General features: G+C 72.4%; 14 protein-coding genes. 9 read left to right on the top strand and 5 right to left on the bottom strand.

Translation table 11 applies throughout. From position 1 onward, the window contains the following. Both RMN98_RS07530 and RMN98_RS07525 read right to left on the bottom strand, forming a co-directional pair. Positions 1 to 730: hypothetical protein (locus tag RMN98_RS07530; protein WP_309648191.1), on the bottom strand; the 730-nt coding region annotated here is incomplete at its 3' end. 142 nt (positions 731 to 872) lie between these two features. Next, entirely contained in the window at positions 873 to 1,334 is a 462-nt protein-coding gene (locus RMN98_RS07525; protein WP_309648190.1) for a DUF5994 family protein, read from the bottom strand. A gap of 115 nt (positions 1,335 to 1,449) precedes the next feature. On the opposite strand from RMN98_RS07525, the gene RMN98_RS07520 reads away from it, so the two are divergent. The 3 genes from RMN98_RS07520 (at position 1,450) to RMN98_RS07510 (ending at position 4,850) form a co-directional block, all read left to right on the top strand. Next, complete coding sequence (locus RMN98_RS07520; RefSeq protein ID WP_309648189.1) at positions 1,450 to 2,901, top strand: SDR family NAD(P)-dependent oxidoreductase; 1,452 nt, start codon at positions 1,450 to 1,452, stop codon at positions 2,899 to 2,901. 86 nt (positions 2,902 to 2,987) lie between these two features. Beyond that, complete coding sequence (locus RMN98_RS07515; RefSeq protein ID WP_309648188.1) at positions 2,988 to 3,842, top strand: hypothetical protein; 855 nt, start codon at positions 2,988 to 2,990, stop codon at positions 3,840 to 3,842. Between the two features lie 30 nt (positions 3,843 to 3,872). After that, positions 3,873 to 4,850, top strand: a complete 978-nt coding sequence (locus RMN98_RS07510; RefSeq protein WP_309648187.1) for an SGNH hydrolase domain-containing protein — start codon at positions 3,873 to 3,875, stop codon at positions 4,848 to 4,850. A 15-nt stretch (positions 4,851 to 4,865) separates the two neighbouring features. On the opposite strand, the gene RMN98_RS07505 is transcribed toward RMN98_RS07510, so the two are convergent. Continuing rightward, complete coding sequence (locus RMN98_RS07505) at positions 4,866 to 6,605, bottom strand: GAF domain-containing protein (RefSeq protein WP_309648186.1); 1,740 nt, start codon at positions 6,603 to 6,605, stop codon at positions 4,866 to 4,868. Between the two features lie 61 nt (positions 6,606 to 6,666). Next, the gene (locus tag RMN98_RS07500) at positions 6,667 to 7,338 is read right to left on the bottom strand and encodes a response regulator transcription factor (RefSeq protein ID WP_309648185.1); all 672 of its coding nucleotides are present in this window, start codon (positions 7,336 to 7,338) and stop codon (positions 6,667 to 6,669) included. Between the two features lie 164 nt (positions 7,339 to 7,502). Here RMN98_RS07500 and RMN98_RS07495 point away from each other — a divergent pair, with 164 nt between their 5' ends. From RMN98_RS07495 to RMN98_RS07470, 6 genes are all read left to right on the top strand, one after another. Next, the gene (locus tag RMN98_RS07495) at positions 7,503 to 8,345 is read left to right on the top strand and encodes a hypothetical protein (protein ID WP_309648184.1); all 843 of its coding nucleotides are present in this window, start codon (positions 7,503 to 7,505) and stop codon (positions 8,343 to 8,345) included. Then, positions 8,342 to 9,355, top strand: a complete 1,014-nt coding sequence (locus RMN98_RS07490) for a nitroreductase/quinone reductase family protein (RefSeq protein ID WP_309648183.1) — start codon at positions 8,342 to 8,344, stop codon at positions 9,353 to 9,355. The genes RMN98_RS07495 and RMN98_RS07490 overlap by 4 nt, the downstream gene beginning before the upstream one ends. Before the next feature lie 120 nt (positions 9,356 to 9,475). Further along, positions 9,476 to 10,921, top strand: a complete 1,446-nt coding sequence (locus RMN98_RS07485) for a cytochrome ubiquinol oxidase subunit I (protein ID WP_309648182.1) — start codon at positions 9,476 to 9,478, stop codon at positions 10,919 to 10,921. 17 nt (positions 10,922 to 10,938) lie between these two features. After that, entirely contained in the window at positions 10,939 to 11,964 is a 1,026-nt protein-coding gene (gene cydB, locus RMN98_RS07480) for a cytochrome d ubiquinol oxidase subunit II (RefSeq protein WP_309648181.1), read from the top strand. Continuing rightward, positions 11,961 to 15,320: a thiol reductant ABC exporter subunit CydD gene (gene cydD, locus RMN98_RS07475; protein WP_309648180.1), complete on the top strand. Its 3,360-nt coding sequence runs from the start codon at positions 11,961 to 11,963 to the stop codon at positions 15,318 to 15,320. The genes cydB and cydD overlap by 4 nt, the downstream gene beginning before the upstream one ends. A gap of 118 nt (positions 15,321 to 15,438) precedes the next feature. Beyond that, positions 15,439 to 16,020, top strand: coding sequence for a hypothetical protein (locus RMN98_RS07470; protein WP_309648179.1), 582 nt, complete (start codon positions 15,439 to 15,441; stop codon positions 16,018 to 16,020). A gap of 108 nt (positions 16,021 to 16,128) precedes the next feature. Here the strand turns inward: RMN98_RS07470 and RMN98_RS07465 are convergent, their stop codons facing one another. Continuing rightward, positions 16,129 to 16,758 (bottom strand): methyltransferase domain-containing protein, encoded by a 630-nt coding sequence (locus RMN98_RS07465; RefSeq protein WP_309648178.1) that lies wholly within the window; start codon positions 16,756 to 16,758, stop codon positions 16,129 to 16,131. Between the last annotated feature and the right edge of the window lie 213 nt (positions 16,759 to 16,971).

The following is a 16,971-nucleotide window of genomic DNA, read 5'->3' as shown; positions in this document are numbered from 1 at the left end:
CCTCGGCTTCCGCCTGGGCCTCCGCCTCCGCCTCCGCCTGGGCCTGTGCCTCGGCTTCTGCCTGCGCCGCGGCCGCGGCAGCGGCGGCGGCCGCCTCCTCGAGCGCGGACTGGCGCTTCTGGGCCAACCGGACGCTGATCCCCGAGGCGGGCTGCAGCGTCACGTCGACCGTCGAGCCGCTCGGCGTCGGCGTCGGGGTGGGCGTCGGGGTCGGCGTCGGGGTCGGGGTGGGCGTCGGGGTCGGCGTGGGCGTCGGGGTCGGCGTGGGCGTCGGGGTCGGCGTGGGGGTCGGCGTCGGGGTCGGCGTCGGGGTCGGCGTGGGCGTCGGCGTCGGCGTGGGCGTCGGCGTCGGCGTGGGCGTCGGGGTCGGCGTGGGCGTCGGGGTGACGGCCGGCTTGCCGAAGGAGAACGAGTAGTGCGAGACGGCCTTGCCGGTGCTGTGCCGGATCACGATCGACTGGACCGGGTCGACGACCTCGACGTACTCCGGGCCGTTGCCCTGGTTGGTGCTCCCGGCCTTGACGCAGTAGCCGGTGATGACGTTGCCCTCGGGAGCCTTGACGGTGACCGTCTGGGGGTCGCCCTTGGTGTCGATCTTGCCCGAGTTGAGCGGCAGGCAGACCTTGCCGTCGTTGTCGTCGCTGCCCTTGTCTGCGTGTGCGGCTGAGATGCCGAGCAAGGGGACCGTCAGGACCAGGGCGGCGGCGGTGAGGGCGGCGGTGCGACGCATGAAGAACTCATTTCTCGGATGTTGCGGGTCGATGGATCAACCCTGACACCTCATCTCTCCCCCATCCAGGGGACAGCGCCAACCTTGCGGACTCCCCGGCCGAACCTTGAGGGCGCCTTGAGGAACGCGCGCCGAGAGGCCCTCAGGAGGCCGCGAGCAAGGTGGTCGCGTCGCGCCGGTTGCCCGCAGCGCTCGCCTGCTCCATGAGCGACCTGGCCACGCCGGGCGCGGTCGCGGGGGCGACCACGAGCAGCCGCAGCCGGGTGCCGTCGTGGAGGGTCAGGACGACGACGTGCAGCTCGTCACGAGGGAAGACGCCCAACCTGATCGGGCCGCGGAGGGTCTGGACGCGCGTCCCCGTGCGGTCCCAGTCGGGCGCCGAGACCACCAACCGGTGCACCCGCCCGCGCTCCGAGGGGAAGCCGTCGACCAGCACGCGCGCCTCGCGCTGCAGGTCCCGCGAGCCGGGCCACCACGCACCGTCGAGGGGGCCGGAGTAGAAGGCGGCGGCCAGGGCCAGGCGCACCGCGTGGGCGCCGGTGACCGTGACGGCAGCGGGCGGCTGCGCTGCTGGGGGGATGCTGCCGGTCCGTGACGTCGTCATGACGTCCGCCTTCCTGCCACCGGGAGCGGCGCCCGCGATGGGCCCGTCGCCCGACGAGGTCCTCTCCAGCGTAGGCCCCGCACGATGAGCCGCTCGCGCGCCGTACGATCTGCCGGTGTCCCACGGAATCGATCCTGACGACCTCGCCACCACGGTCAGGGTCCTCCAGCAGCTCCACGAGCTGCCCAGCGACCACCCCGACATCTCGACGGTCAAGCACGCCGCGTCGCACATGTACAAGGCGCTCAAGAGCGAGCGACGAGCGCGCAAGCGGGCCGAGGAGCTGGCTGCCGACCGCGCGGTCACCGCCCTGACCGCCACCGGGTCACCCCTGCGGATCGACGACGAGACCGAGGGCATCGCGCTGGTCTCCTCGGCCGCGGGGGCCTTCGCCGGCGAGCTGATCAACCCACGGGGCTGCTACATCTGCAAGCAGGACTACACCCTGGTCGACGCTTTCTACCACTGGCTCTGCCCGGACTGCGCCGCGTTCTCCCACACCAAGCGCGACCAGCGCACCGACCTGACCGGCCGCCGGGCTCTCCTCACGGGCGGCCGAGCCAAGATCGGGATGTACATCGCCCTGCGGCTCCTGCGCGACGGGGCCACGACGACGATCACGACGCGGTTCCCCAAGGACGCCGTACGCCGTTTCGCCGCGATGCCCGACGCGGCCGACTGGATCGACCGCCTGACCGTCGTCGGCATCGACCTGCGGGACCCCACGCAGGTGATCTCGCTGACCGAGGAGGTTGCGGCCGCCGGCCCCCTCGACATCCTCATCAACAACGCCTGCCAGACCGTGCGCCGCTCCCCCGGGTCCTACGCCCCGCTGGTCGAGGGCGAGTTGGCGCCGCTGCCGACCGACCTCGCTCTGCCGGAGCTGGTGACCTTCGACCGGGTCTCGGAGCTGCACCCCGCCTCGATCGCCGGCACGCTGCAGGACCACCCGGTGGCCCACCATCTCGGGGAGTCGCCCGCCGCGATGACCGCGCTCGCCCTCAGCGCCGGCAACGCCTCGCTGGAGGCCCACCTCGCCGGCACGGCGGTGGACGCCGGTGGGCTGCTGCCGGACCTCCAGCAGGTCAACTCGTGGACCCAGAAGGTCGAGGAGGTCGACCCCCTCGAGCTCCTCGAGGTCCAGCTCTGCAACTCGATCGCCCCGTTCCTGCTCATCTCACGGCTCCGGCCGGCGATGCGTGCGGCCGAGGCGCGCCGCCGCTACGTCGTCAACGTCTCCGCCATGGAGGGCCAGTTCTCCCGCCGCTACAAGGGCGCCGGGCACCCGCACACCAACATGGCGAAGGCTGCGCTCAACATGCTGACCCGCACCAGCGCCGAGGAGATGTTCGAGACCGACCGGATCCTGATGACGGCGGTCGACACCGGGTGGATCACCGACGAGCGTCCCCACCAGGACAAGCTGCGCATCGCCGCCGAGGGGTGGCACGCCCCGCTCGACCTCGTCGACGGCGCGGCGCGGGTCTACGACCCCATCGTGCTCGGCGAGTCCGGCGAGGACCTCTACGGCTGCTTCGTGAAGGACTACCGCCCCAGTCCCTGGTGACGCAGGTGACGTAGGTGACGACGCTCACGGCGCCCAGCACGGTCCCCGAAGCAGAGGATCGGTCGACGAAGCCCTAGTGTCATCAGGTGACTGACTTCGACGTTGTGACCCGTGACCATGTCCTGAGCGCCATCGCGGAGCACGACGAGCGGGGTGCGGACGCCTTCTTGACCGTCTACGGCTTCGGCAAGACCTCGGAGTTCCTCCTGCACCACGAGGACGCGACCTACGACGCGACCGCGATCCTGGGCGTGGCCTACAAGCACGCCACCGGCACCGCAGCCTCGCGCCGTCGCCTCGGCAACGGCAAGCACCAGGTGGCCGAGATCCTCCAGGCCCTCGAGTTCGAGACGACGTACGTCGACACGACCGCCCTGGCCGTCGACCCCGCTACGGGCGAGTGGCGCGACGTCGCGGACGTCGGCGCCGAGGAGGCCCGCGATGCCTGGGCCGAGGCCGCCCGAGGCGTGCTCATCGAGGTCGCCGGCCGCTACCACGCGCTGATCACGCACAAGGAGCTCGCCACCCAGGTGCAGAACCTCACGGGTATCCGCACCAAGCAGATGCCCCACTACTGGATCGGTGACGTGCTCACCCGCGTCGCCGCCGAGTGCGAGAAGCGCGACGAGCCGCTGCTCGCCGCCTTCTGCATCACCGCCGACGGCAGCGTCAGCAGCGCCTACGGTCCGGCCGTCCTGGCTGCGACGGGCACGGCTCCCGACGACGCCGACGACCACGCCGCCAAGGAGCGCCTCAAGGCGCACCGGCACTTCGACGCCGCCGACCTCCCGGAGGGCGGGGGCGTGCCTGCGCTGTCCGACAAGCTGGCCGCGACCCGCGGTCGCGAGCGCAAGATCCGCCACCAGGAGCGCGAGATCGCCAAGTGCCCCGTGTGCTACCTCCAGCTGCCCGCCACCGGGGTGTGCGACAACTGCGCGTGACCCGAGGCCCTCTGCGACGTTGACCCTGACATGGACCCTCGGAACCCCACCGGCCCCGTCCCGAGCCGCGCCCGGACGAGGGTCGCCCTCGCCCTCGTCCTCGCCGTCCTCGCGACGATCGTCCTCCAGGCACCCTCCGTCCTGAGCGCGGCGATGGCCCCCGCCGCTCCGGTCGCGGCCGAGGTCGAGCCCAGCCAGGACGTCCCGACGCTCCCCCAGGAGTGCATCCGCTACGCGATCATCCCGCCGGTGCCGGTCGCCTGCCACCTCACGCCCTATCGCGCCAAGCGCCCCACGGTCGTCCTGTGGGGCGACTCGCACGCCTGGCAGTACATCCCGGCCGTGCGCAACGCGGCGATCGCGAGAGGCGCCAACCTCACGGCGTTCGTCCTGGGTGGCTGTCCCCCGGTGAAGGTGCCGATCGACCGGGCGCCGCGCAACCCCAAGTCGTGCGCGACCAACAACTACCTGGCGATGAAGTACGTCATGCGTCTGCAGCGCGGTGACCAGGACGTCCGGGTCCTGCTCGGCTCCCACTGGGCCGGCTACCGCCGGGCCGCCCGGGAGAGCACCATCGGGCCGCTCGCCCCGCTCTTCGGCTACGACGAGACGACGCAGGGCAAGGTCGAGCTCTTCCAGTCGAGCGCTGCCGCGCTCTTCCCGGCCCTGGGCAGGGTCGGCGTGGACGTCGACGTGATCGGTCAGACCGCGACGGTGCCCCGTCTGACGCTCCCCTGCGCTGCGGGTGAGGAGCCCTACTCCTGCGACGTGCTGCGCGCCCGCGCGATCTACGACGAGGACGAGACGGAGACCTGGCTCCGCGAGAGGATGCAGGACCTGGCGGGCACGCCCCGGCTCATCGACGTCAACAGCGCCTACTGCGGGCAGCTCATGTGCCGCGGGATCCAGGACGGCATCCACACCTTCTACGACGACCTGCACCTCAGCGCCACGCGCACCGACACGCTGACCCGCTTCTTCACCCCGTCGATGCGCGCCCTGCGCTGAGGACGGCCGACGGGCTCAGCCCATCGGGACCGACCACTCCACCGTGGTGCCACCGCCGGGTGACGGCGTGATCGTGCAGCGACCGCCCAGCCGTTCGGCGCGCTGCCGCATGTTGGACAGGCCGCTCTCGGTCACGTCGGTGGGCACGCCACGGCCGTCGTCTTGCACGACCAGCAGCACGTCGTCGACGGCGCTGAGAAGGACCTCCACCTTGCTGGCGCCCGCGTGCCGAGCGGCGTTGGACAGCGACTCGCCGAGCACGGCCAGCACGTCCGGCACCACGTGGGTCGCGATCCGGGTGCGCACCGGCCCCTCGAAGCGCAACGACGGGGTGAAGGTGAGCGTCGCCGCAGCCCGGTCGACGATGCGAGTCACCTCGGCCTGCACGTCGGTGGCCTCGTCGAGCGCGCTGAGCGCGAAGATCGAGCGGCGGATGTCCTTGATGGTGGCGTCCAGGTCGTCCACGGCCGTGCTGAGCCGGCTCCGCACCTCGGGGCGGTCCGCCAGCGGGGTGGCGCTCTCGAGGCTGAGCCCGATCGCGAAGAGGCGTTGGATCACCAGGTCGTGCAGGTCGCGCCCGATCCGGTCGCGGTCCTCGAAGAGGGCGAGCCGCTGCTGGTCCTCCCGGCCCCGGGCCACCTGGAGCGCCAGCGTCGCCTGCTCGGCGAAGGTGGCCGGCAAGGTCGGGTCGAGTGCGAGGTGACCCGATCGCCGCTCGCGCGTCCAGCCGAGCGCCAGGGCACCCTCCATGGTCTCGGTGCTGCGCAGCGGCACGACGATGGCCGGTCCGACGGCGGGCCAACCCAGCAACCCGGTGACGTCGACGGCGCGCGGGTCGAGCGCCATGTCCTCGACGGAGATGGGCACGCCCGTACGCACCACGTGGCCGGCCAGCGAGCTCTGCAGGGACAGCCCGCTCATCGCGACCGGGTCACCGGTCGCGCCGGAGACCACCTGGAGCTCGAGGCTGTCGACGTCGGCGCCGGCCACGATCCACGCCACGTCGGCTCCCGAGACGGCGCGGGCCCGGTCCGCGACCAGCTGCAGGGACTCCGGACCCGGGGCTGCCGCAGCGAGGAGGGCCGCGATCTCGGCGGTGGCGGCGAGCCAGCGCTGGCGCAGCGCCGCCTCCTCGTGGAGACGCGCGTTCTCCAGGGCCACGCCCGCGGCGGCCGCGAGGGCCACGACGATCTCCTCGTCCTGGGCGGTGAAGTCACCGCCGCCGAGCTTCTCGGTGAGGTAGAGGTTGCCGAAGACCTTGTCGCGGATGCGCACCGGCACCCCGAGGAAGGAGCGCATCGGCGGGTGGTTCTCCGGGAAGCCGTAGGAGGCCGGGTGCTCGGCGATGTCGTGCAGCCGCAGCGGCTCCGGGCGGTCGATGATCAGCCCCAGCAGACCATGCCCCGTAGGCAGGTCACCGATCTCCTGGATCTGCGCGTCGGTGGCGCCGTGCGTCACGAAGAGCCGCAGCCGTCGGTCGGGGCCGTCGCCGAGCACTCCCAGCGCGGCGTACTGAGCGCCCGCGAGGTCCCCGGCGATCCGCACGATGCGGCTGAGGAGCCCGTCGAGCGAGAGGTCGGCGGCCATGGTGACGACCGCGTCCAGCAGCAGCTGCCAGCGCGCCTGCTCGTCGAGGACCCCGTGCACCCGGTTGAGGACCTCGCGGAGCAGGTCGTCGAAGCCGGTGTCGGACAGGGCCGGGGAACCCGCGGGCACGGGCTCCCCCGGCTCCGCGCCTCCCGCCACGACGCTCATGGGTCGACCCTAGGGCAACCGCGCTCGTCGTGTCGGGCGCACCGGCTTTCCGAGGAGGCGGTCAGGGCTGGGCGTGCTTGGTCGCGAAGATCGCTGCCTGGGTGCGGCTGCTGAGACCGAGCTTGGCGAGCATCGAGGAGACGTAGTTCTTCACCGTCTTCTCGGCCAGGAAGAGCGTGGCACCGATCTGGCGGTTGGTCATGCCCTCGCCGATCAGCTCCAGGATGCGCTGCTCCTGGGGGGTGAGCTGCTGGATGCTGGGGTCGACCTGGGGGCCTCGGCGCACGCGCTCCAGGACCTGGGCGGTGACGGCCGGGTCGAGCATGGACTGGCCGGCTGCGACACGACGCACGGTGTCGATGAGGTCGTGGCCCCGCACCTGCTTGAGGACGTAGCCGGCTGCCCCGGCCATGATGGCGGAGAAGAGTGCCTCGTCGTCGTCGTAGGACGTCAGGATCAGCGCGTGGATGCTCGGGTCGACGGAGCGGACCTCGCGGCACACGTCGATGCCGGTGCCGTCGGGGAGGCGGCCGTCGAGGATGGCCACGTCGGGGCGGAGCGCCGGGATCCGGGCGGCGGCCTCGACGGCCGAGCCGGACTCCCCCACCACCACGATGTCGCCCTGGCTCTCCAGCAGGTCCTTGATGCCGCGCCGGACGATCTCGTGGTCGTCCAGGAGGAAGACCTTGATGGGGGTGGCGCGCGCGGTCTCACCGCTGGTTTCCTCGGTCATGTCCTCACTGTAGGGCTCTCCCACCCGGCTCGTCGGGGGCCTGTTGCCCCGGACCGGGAGGACCTTCGTCCCTGGGGTCCTGACGCGGACAGCGCGACCCTGGGAGCACGACACGTCATGGGGCGACACCTGCTACCCGGACGTGAGCCACGACGGAGGACCCCATGGCCGGCACCCGATCGATCGTCGAGACCCGACGCATCGTCGAGCTGGCCTGTGCTGCCCCGAGCGTGCACAACTCCCAGCCCTGGCTGTGGGCCCTGGGCGAGGACCGGATCGAGCTGCACGCCGATCCCTCTCGCCGGCTCCCCCGCACCGACCCCCGCGGCCGGGAGCTGACCCTCAGCTGCGGCGCGGCGCTGCACCACGCACGTGTGGCGGCCGCGGCCCTCGGCCTCCCGGCCGAGGTGGAGTACGCCCCCGACCTCGACCGGCCGAGCCACCTGGCGACGCTCCACCTGAGCACGGGCGAGCCGAGCGCGGCAGCGGCCGCCGAGCTCGACACCCTCGCCCAGCGCTGCACCGATCGCCGTCGCTTCACGGCGTGGCCGGTCCCGGACGAGCTCCTGGCGGCGCTGGCGGGCTCGTCGTCGGCACCCGGCGCGCAGGTCCTGCCGCTGGTCGACATCAGCTCGCGGCTGCGCGTCGAGCTGCTCGTCAACCGGGCACTGGACCGCCAGGAGCGATGCAGCGCCCCGAGCGGGGAGCACGTCCAGGGGTCCGACGGCCTGCTGGTGCTGCTGACCGAGCGGGACGACCCCCGAGCCTGGCTGAGCGCCGGCGAGGCCTTGAGCGAGGTGTGGCTGGCTGCGACGGCCGACGGCCTCTCCCTGGTCCCCCTCAGCTGCGTGATCGAGGACGACGACACCCGCTCCGAGCTCCATCGTGAGGTCCTCGGCGGGCTCGCGGAGCCGCAGCTGGTCATGCGCATCGGCTGGCAGCAGATCGGCCGCAGCGAGCTGCGTCGTACGACTCGTCGGGACGTCTCCGACGTGCTGCTGCCATGAGCACGGCGACCTCCGGCGGGCTGGCGACCGACCATCTCCCCCGGCTGCGGCCGTGGCTGCTGCTGGCCACCGGCGCCGGCGCCGTCGCCCTGCCGGTCGGCGCCCTGCTCGCCCGGTGGACCGACCGGCCCACCTCCTCCGGCGCTTCGTGGACAGCGCTCCTGCTCGGCTCCCTGGTCGCCGGCACCCTGCTCGGTGTGGTCCAGGGCCGGGCTCTACGCGTCTGGCTGGCCCCCCGCGACCGCGTCGTCTGGGTCGCTGCGACGGCAGCCGCGACCCTCCTGAGCAGCGTGCTGCTCCTGGCACCGGACCAGCCCCTCACGGCTCCGCGCGGCATCACCCTGGCCGCCGTCGCCGTGGGTCTGGCCGTCGGCGGGCTCCTGGGGCTCGTCCAGGCCGTGCGGTTGAGCCCCGTGTTCCACCACGCGCGCAGGTGGCCGCTGGCCAGTGCCGTGGGGTGGGCGGTGTCCCTCCCGATCGCGATCTACATCCTGGTGGCACCCGGCAGTGATGCCGGCTGGATCACCCAGACCGTGGTCGTCTCGGCCGGCGGCGCGCTCGCCGGAGCGACGTACGGCGTGCTGACGGGACTAGTGCTCCCGACCCTCGCCGGCTCACGTCCGGTCGACCGTCTCGCCCTGTGGCTGCTGGAGTCGCGCTGGCACGACCGGCTCCCGGCGCACCTCGTGGGTCTGGGGGTGATCGGTCGCGAGAGCGGACTGCTGCACCGTCTCCCCGTCCTGGCCTCCTCGACGCACGGCCGACTCGTGGTGCTGGTCGACCACCCGGGCCGTCGGACGTGGTGGCGCAACATCGAGACGGAGCCCGACGTGGAGGTCCTGTGCGGTGGGATCTGGCTGACGGCACGCGCCCACGTGGTGCGCCCCGGTGACCCCGGCTGGCTGGAGGCCTACCGCGTGCACTGCACCGCACGACCCGAGGTCCAGGTCCCTTCCGGCACGCCGTGGGTCGTCGTCGACATGAGGCTCACGCGCCGCGTCGACCCATGAGAGTCCCGGCACAGCGTCGCGGGACCAACGTCCCGTCGCGTCGGGACCCGAGCCCGTGCTCGCCCGGCGATTGGACGGCCAGGGTGTAAGCACACCAGCCCCCTGCTCAGGAGATCACCCGTGGACATGTTGGACATCGTGCGATGGCAGTTCGGCATCACGACCGTGTACCACTTCCTGTTCGTCCCCATCAGCATCGGGCTGACGGCCATGGTCGCGGGCTACGAGACCGCGTGGGTGCGCACGCGCAACCCGCGCTGGCTGCGCCTCACCAGGTTCTTCGGCAAGCTGCTGCTCATCAACTTCGCCATCGGCGTCGTGACCGGCATCGTCCAGGAGTTCCAGTTCGGCATGAACTGGAGCGACTACTCGCGCTTCGTGGGTGACGTCTTCGGCGCCCCGCTGGCGATCGAGGGCCTGCTCGCGTTCTTCCTCGAGTCCACGTTCCTGGGTCTGTGGATCTTCGGTTGGGACCGCCTGCCGGCCAAGCTGCACGCGGCGACGATGTGGATCGTGCACCTCGGCACCCTGTTCTCGGCCTACTTCATCCTGGCCGCCAACTCGTTCATGCAGAACCCCGTCGGCTTCGAGTACAACCCGGCGACCGGGCGCGCGGAGATGACCGACTTCGCCGCCGTGATGTTCAACAAGGTCCAGCTCGTCACCTTCCCGCACACGGTCCTCGCCGCCTACATGACGGCCGCCGCGTTCGTCGTCGGGGTGGCCTTCTGGAGCTTGCGCAGGGCCGAGAACGACGAGGACCGCTCGATGTACCGCTCCGCCGTCCGCACCGGTGCCGCCGTGGTGCTGGTGACCGGCCTCGCGGTCGCCGTCACCGGTGACCTCCAGGGCAAGATCATGACCGAGGTCCAGCCGATGAAGATGGCTGCGGCCGAGGCGCTCTACGACACCGAGGCGCCGGCCGACTTCTCGGTCTTCACGATCGGCACCCCCGACGGCAGGACCGAGAAGTTCGCGATCAAGCTGCCCGGCGTCCTGTCCTACCTGGCCACCGGCACCACCGACGGCGAGGTCCGGGGCATCAACGACCTGCGCGAGGAGTACGTCGCGACGTACGGCACCGATCCCGGTGCCGCCTACTACTCCGAGGGCGACTACACCCCGGTGATCCCGGTGACGTACTGGTCCTTCCGGTTGATGATCGGTCTGGGGCTGCTCGCCGCAGCCGTCGCGGCCTGGGTCCTGATGGCCACACGCAAGGGACGCACGCCCGGGGGACGGCTGCTCACCTGGTCGGTGCTGGCACTGCCGCTCATGCCGCTCCTCGCCAACTCCTTCGGCTGGATCTTCACCGAGATGGGGCGTCAGCCCTGGGCCGTCTTCGGCCTGATGACGACAGCGCAGGCGACCTCGCCGTCGGTGTCCGCGACCGAGGCGATGATCTCGCTGATCACGCTCACCCTGGTCTACGCCGTCCTCGCCGTGGTCGAGCTCAAGCTCCTCTTCACCTACATCCACCGCGGTGCGGACCCGATCCGCACCGACGACCTGCCACCCGAGCAACCCGACGGTGACGTCGACCGACCGCTCGCGTTCGCCTACTGAGAGCCGGAGTCATCGTCATGGAGCTCACCACCGTCTGGTTCAGCCTGATCGCCGTCCTCTGGATCGGCTACTTCGTCCTCGAGGGATTCGACTTCGGGGTCGGGATGCTGCTGCCCGTGCTCGCCAAGGACGACACCGAGCGACGCGTCCTCATCAACACGATCGGCCCCGTCTGGGACGGCAACGAGGTCTGGCTGCTCGTCGCGGGCGGCGCGACCTTCGCGGCCTTCCCGGAGTGGTACGCGACGCTCTTCAGCGGGTTCTACCTCCCGCTGCTGCTCATCCTGGTCGCCCTCATCGTGCGCGGCCTCGCCTTCGAGTACCGCGCCAAGCGCGACGACGCCCGGTGGCGCGCCCGGTGGGACGCGGCGATCATCATCGGCTCCTTCGTGCCGGCCCTGCTGTGGGGCGTGGCCTTCGCCAACATCCTGCGCGGGGTCCCGATCGATGCCGACCTGGAGTACGTCGGCGGCTTCTTCAACCTGCTCAACCCCTACGCCCTGCTGGGCGGACTGACCACCCTCTCGCTGTTCCTCACCCACGGCGCCGTCTTCATCTCGCTCAAGACCGACGGCCGCATCCGTCATCAGGCGCGCGAGCTGGCGGCTCGCGTCGGGGTCGTCGCGGCGGTGATCACCGTCGTCTTCCTCGGCTGGACCCAGATCTCCACGGGCTCGATCGCCTCGGCCGTCGCCTTCACCGCGGCCGCGCTCGCCCTGGTGGGCGGCCTGGTCGCCATCCTCGGTGGCCGGGAGGGCTGGGCGTTCCTCGGCACCTTCGTGGCGATCGGCCTGGGCGTGGCCGGGCTGTTCCTGGCGCTGTTCCCCGACGTCATGCCCAGCACGCTCAGCGACGGTGTCGGTCTCACCACGACCAACGCCGCGGCCACGGCCTACACGCTGAAGATCATGACGGTCGTCGCGGTGATCTTCACCCCGCTGGTGCTGGCCTACCAGGCCTGGACCTACTGGGTGTTCCGTCGCCGCATCTCCGTCGACCACATCCCCGCACAGCCGCCGACCCCGGCCACCAGCGCTCGATGAGACCGACGGACTCTCGGCTCCGGCCCGTCCTCGCCCCCGCACGCCGGCCGCTGGCCGGCGTCGTGGGGGCGGGCGTTCTCACCAGCCTGCTCGTCATCGCCCAGGCCTGGGCGGTGACCGGGCTGGTGGTCGCGGTCGTCACCCACGGTCGCCTCGGCCCCTGGGTGGTGGCGGTCCTCGCGCTCGTGGGCGCCCGCGCCCTGACGGCATGGGGCTCCGACGTCCTCGCGGCTCGCGCAGCGGCCCTCGTGGCCGACCACCTCCGTGGCACGGTCGTGACCGCCGTCCTGCGCCAGCGGGCCGCCGGACGGCCCACCCTGTCGACCGGCGAGCTGTCGGTCCTGACCACCCGAGGCGTCGCGGCTGCGGAGCCCTACCTCACCCGCTACCTCCCCGCCGCGGTGCTGGCCGGGATCCTGCCACTGGTGACGCTCGCGGCCATCGCGACCCAGGACCTCTGGAGCACGGTGATCGTCGCGCTCACCCTGCCGCTGGTCCCCGTCTTCGGCGCCCTCGTCGGGCTCGCGACCCGCGAGCGTGCCCAGGAGCAGTGGGCCGCCATGGCCGCGCTCTCAGGTCACTTCCTGGACGTCATGAAGGGCCTGCCGACCCTCGTCGCCTTCCGGCGCGCCCGCGCCCAGTCGGCCCGGATCGCCCAGATCACCGACCGCTACCGTCGCGCGTCGCAAGCCACGCTGCGGCTCGCGTTCGCCTCGTCCGCCGTGCTCGAGCTGGTGGCCACCCTCAGCGTCGCTCTCGTGGCCGTCGTCGTCGGCGTGCGGCTTGCCGACGGCGCCGTCGGGTTGCGCACGGCGCTCTTCGTGCTGCTGCTCGCCCCCGAGGCCTACTGGCCGCTGCGACGGGTCGGCGCTGAGTTCCACGCGGCTGCCGAGGGAGTGGCGACCTTCGGCGCCGTCGGCACCCTCCTCGAGGGCACGTCGTACGACGACGGCGCGGCAGCGCCGCCGATCGGCACCCACCTGGTGCTCGAAGGGCTGTCGGTGACCTATGCGGGCCGGTCCCGCGCGGCCCTCGCCCCCGTGGACGCGGTGGTGCACGCCCACGGGGTGACCGTCGTGGTCGGCCCGTCCGGCTGCGGCAAGTCGACCCTGCTCTCCGCGATCGCCGGTCTGGTCCCGGCCACCGACGGCGTGGTCAGCGCCGGTGGGGTCGAGGCCTCGGGCCGGGCCTGGCAGGAGCAGGTCGCCTGGCTCCCCCAGAGGCCGGTCTTCGTCTCCGGCAGCGTCGCCGACAACCTGCGCCTCGCGCGGGCCGACGCCACCGACGACGAGCTGTGGGAGGCGCTGGCCAGGGTGGCGCTCGCGGAGCGCGTCCGCGACCTCCCCGGCGAGCTGGGCGCACCTGTGCGGGAGGACGCCGAAAGCCTGTCCGCGGGTGAGCGGGCGCGTCTCGCCCTGGCCCGCGTGGTCCTCGCCCGGCGGCCCTGGGTGCTCCTCGACGAGCCCACGGCCCACCTCGACGAGCTGACCGAGCAGGTCATCGCCGACACCATCGTCGACCTGGGCCGCAGCGGCGCCGTGGTCGTCGTGGCCCACCGACCGGCGATCGTCGCGCTCGCCGACCACGTCCTGGAGCTCCTGCCGCCCGGCGTGGACGCCCCGGCCGGTCCTGCGGCCCTACGGGTCACGACTCCCGACGCCACACCAGTCGCTGCGCCCCTCACTGCGCCCCTCCTTGCACCAGAGGACGACGAGCCCGAACGGCGGCGCGGCGCGTCGCTGTGGTCCAGCGTCGTCCTCGGTGCCATGGCCTCGGCCTCGGGCGTGGCCCTGACGGCGACCGCCGGCTGGCTCATCGTGCAGGCCTCCACCCAGCCCCCCGTGCTCACGCTGCTCGTGGCGATCGTGGGGGTGCGGCTCTTCGGCCTGGCCCGTCCCGTGCTGCGCTACGCCGAGCGGCTGCGCTCGCACGACACTGCGCTGCGGATGCTGGCCGAGCGACGCGTCCAGGTCTACGACGCCGTCGTCCCGCTCACTCCTGGTCGGCTGGGGCGCCGCGGAGACGTCCTGGCCTCCATCGTCGACGACGTCGACGGGGTCGTCGACCGTGACCTGCGCGTGCGCCTGCCGCTCGCCAGCCACGTCGGTGTCGTCGCCCTCGCCGCGGGCGTCGCGGCGCTGCTGCTGCCAGCGGCCGGTCTCGTCGTGCTCGGCACGGCCGCCCTCGGCTCCGGCTGCGGCTACGTCCTGGCCCGCCTGGGCGCCGGCCGCCGCGAGAAGACGGCCGTCGCCCTGCGCGGCGACCTGTCCGACGTGGTCGTCGGGGTCGTCCAGGTCGCGCCGGAGCTGGTGATGTGGCAGGCCCAGGACCGCGCGGTGGACGCCGTGTCCGAAGCCGGGCGCCGACTGACCCGCAGCGGCGTCCTGGCGAGCGTGTGGCTGGGGGCCGCGCGCGGCCTTGTCCTGCTGAGCGCCGGGGCCGGCGTCACGGCCATGGCCTGGCTGGCCACCCCCGCCGTCGCGGACGGGCGCCTCACCGCCCCGCTGGCCGCCCTCCTGGTGCTCGTCCCCCTCGCGCTGGCCGAGCCGGCCGCTCCCGTGGTGGACGCCGGTGCGATCGCCGCCCGCACGCAGGCGGCCGCGGCACGGCTGCACCGCCTCGAGCACGGGACGCCCGCGGTGCGTGACACGGTCGCGACCCGCCCACCGACCTCGTCGACCATCGAGCTGAGGGACGTCTCCGCCGGCTGGGACCCCTCACACCCGTCGCTGACCACTCTCTCGCTCGACCTCGGGCTGGGCGCCCGTGTGGCCGTCACCGGACCGTCCGGATCTGGCAAGAGCACGCTGGCAGCCCTCCTGCTGCGCTTCCTCGACCCGGTCCACGGGGAGCTGCGGCTCGGGGGCACCCCCTACACCCACCTCGCCCTGGACGACGTGCGCGGACGTGTCGGCCTCGTCGACGACGACCCGCACGTCTTCGCCTCCACGGTCGTGGAGAACGTCCGTCTGGCCCGGCCGAGAGCCACGGACGCGGAGGTCGAGCAGGCCTTGCGCCGGGCACGGCTCGGCGACTGGCTCGACACCCTCCCCGACGGCCTGCACACGTGGCTCGGCGACGGCCACGCCCAGGTCTCGGGCGGTGAGCGCGCACGGCTGGCGATCGCCCGCTCCCTGCTGGCCGAGCAGGCGGTGCTGGTCCTCGACGAGCCGACCGCCCACCTCGACCACGCCACCGCGGTCGAGCTGGCCCACGAGATCCTCGACCCGACCGATGCTCGCACCGTCGTGTGGATCACCCACGAGCCGGTCGGGCTGGACCTCGTCGACCACGTGGTGCGCCTCGACGACTCCGCCGTGGCCGCGCGCCCCGGCGTACGTCCTGTCCTGGGCTGAGCGGGCACAAGGTCCCGGGGCCAGGGTGCCCTTCTCCTCTGAACGTCGGGTCCACGACGCGCGAGTCTGGACACATCATCACGACAACCAGGCACTGCCCCTCGAAGGAGGAGACCTCATGACCACCATCCACAGCACCAGCACCGGCTCCACGGTCCAGAGCACCGAGGGTCTTCCGGTGCAGTCGCACCTGGCTCAGCAGACGCTGGGTGTGCTCCGCATCGCGTTCGGGGTGACCTTCCTCTGGGCGTTCTTCGACAAGCTGCTCGCTCTAGGCTTCCACACCGGCTACGGCCAGGACGGGACGCTCGACCGCTTCGGCGACGCCGCCTGGATCAACGGCGGCAGCCCCACGGAGGGCTTCCTGGCCTTCGGCGCCGACGGCCCCTTCAAGGGCTTCTACAACGCCATCGCCGGCACCTGGTACGCCGACTGGGGCTTCATGCTCGGCCTCCTCGGCATCGGGGTCGCCCTCACCTTCGGCATCGGCATGCGCGTCGCAGCAGCCACGGGCGCCCTGCTCTACGTGATGATGTGGACCGTCGTCCTGCCTCCGGAGAACAACCCGGTCATCGACGTCCACATCCTCGGTGCCATCAGCCTGGTCGCCCTCGCCGCCCTCGGCGCAGGCAACACCTTCGGCCTCGGTCGCCTCTGGTCCTCGCTCGACATCGTCAAGAAGCACCCGGTCCTGCGCTGATCCTGCGCCGGTCCCTCGATCGCACCGCACGTCCGGCCCGCCCCTTTGCCTGGGAGCGGGCCGGACGTGCATGTGCGTGCTTGTGCGTGCAGGCCGTGCTCCTGCGCTTCAGGCATCCGTCCGCTGCGACACGAGGTGCCCACCCGGGAGGCGCTCGCCCTCCGCCGGCTGCCGGACGCCTCGCGCCACCTCCGTCAGCCCGGCCGCCGCCAGCCGACGGGACAAGGTGTCGACGGGCCAGCGCCACGCCCGGACGACGCGGTGGTCGAAGGCCTCGGGCTCGGTCCCGTCACCCACCTGGAAGCCGGTCAGCAGCAGTCCGCCGGGCCGCAGCACCCGCGCCAGCTCGCGCAGGAGCCGGTCGAGTGCTGCCGGCTCGGTGTGGATCAGCGAGAACCACGCGACCGCACCGTCCAGGCTACGGTCGTCGAGCGCCAGCGCTCCCAGGTCGCCCTGCTCGAAGGTGACCTCGGGGTGGCGGCTGCGGGCGATCGCCAGGAGCCCGGCCGAGCCGTCGATCCCGACCACGTCGAAGCCGTAGGACGCCAGCTCGGCCGACCAGTGCCCCGGCCCGCACCCGAGATCCGCAACCGCGGTCGCGGTCGCGCCGTCACGTTCGAGCAGGCCGGCGAAGCCGCTGAAGACGGCCCGGTCGAGGGGGTGCTGGAGCTCGACGTCACCGAACCGCTCGGCGTAAACCTCGGCCATCGCGTCGTAGGACGTGGCGATCTGGTGCATGGGTCGAGTGTCGTCCACAGGTGCTCGGTGGGGTCTGTTCAGGGGTGGCGATCGTGGGTAGGTTCGGCTGCATCGCGCCTCGAGGTCGGGCGTGGAAGTCTCGGGAAGGGCCTGTCTCGTGAGCCGTGTCGTGCATGCTGTCGCCGTCGGTGCCGTCGTCGGTCTGCTCCTGGCCGGCTGCTCCGAGGAGGATCCGCGCCCCCGGATGGCGCC

Source organism: Nocardioides sp. (assembly GCF_031397825.1).
GTDB lineage: Bacteria > Actinomycetota > Actinomycetes > Propionibacteriales > Nocardioidaceae > Nocardioides.
The sequence above is the reverse complement of the archived record's forward strand: the minus strand, read 5'-3'. Positions and strand labels throughout refer to the sequence as shown.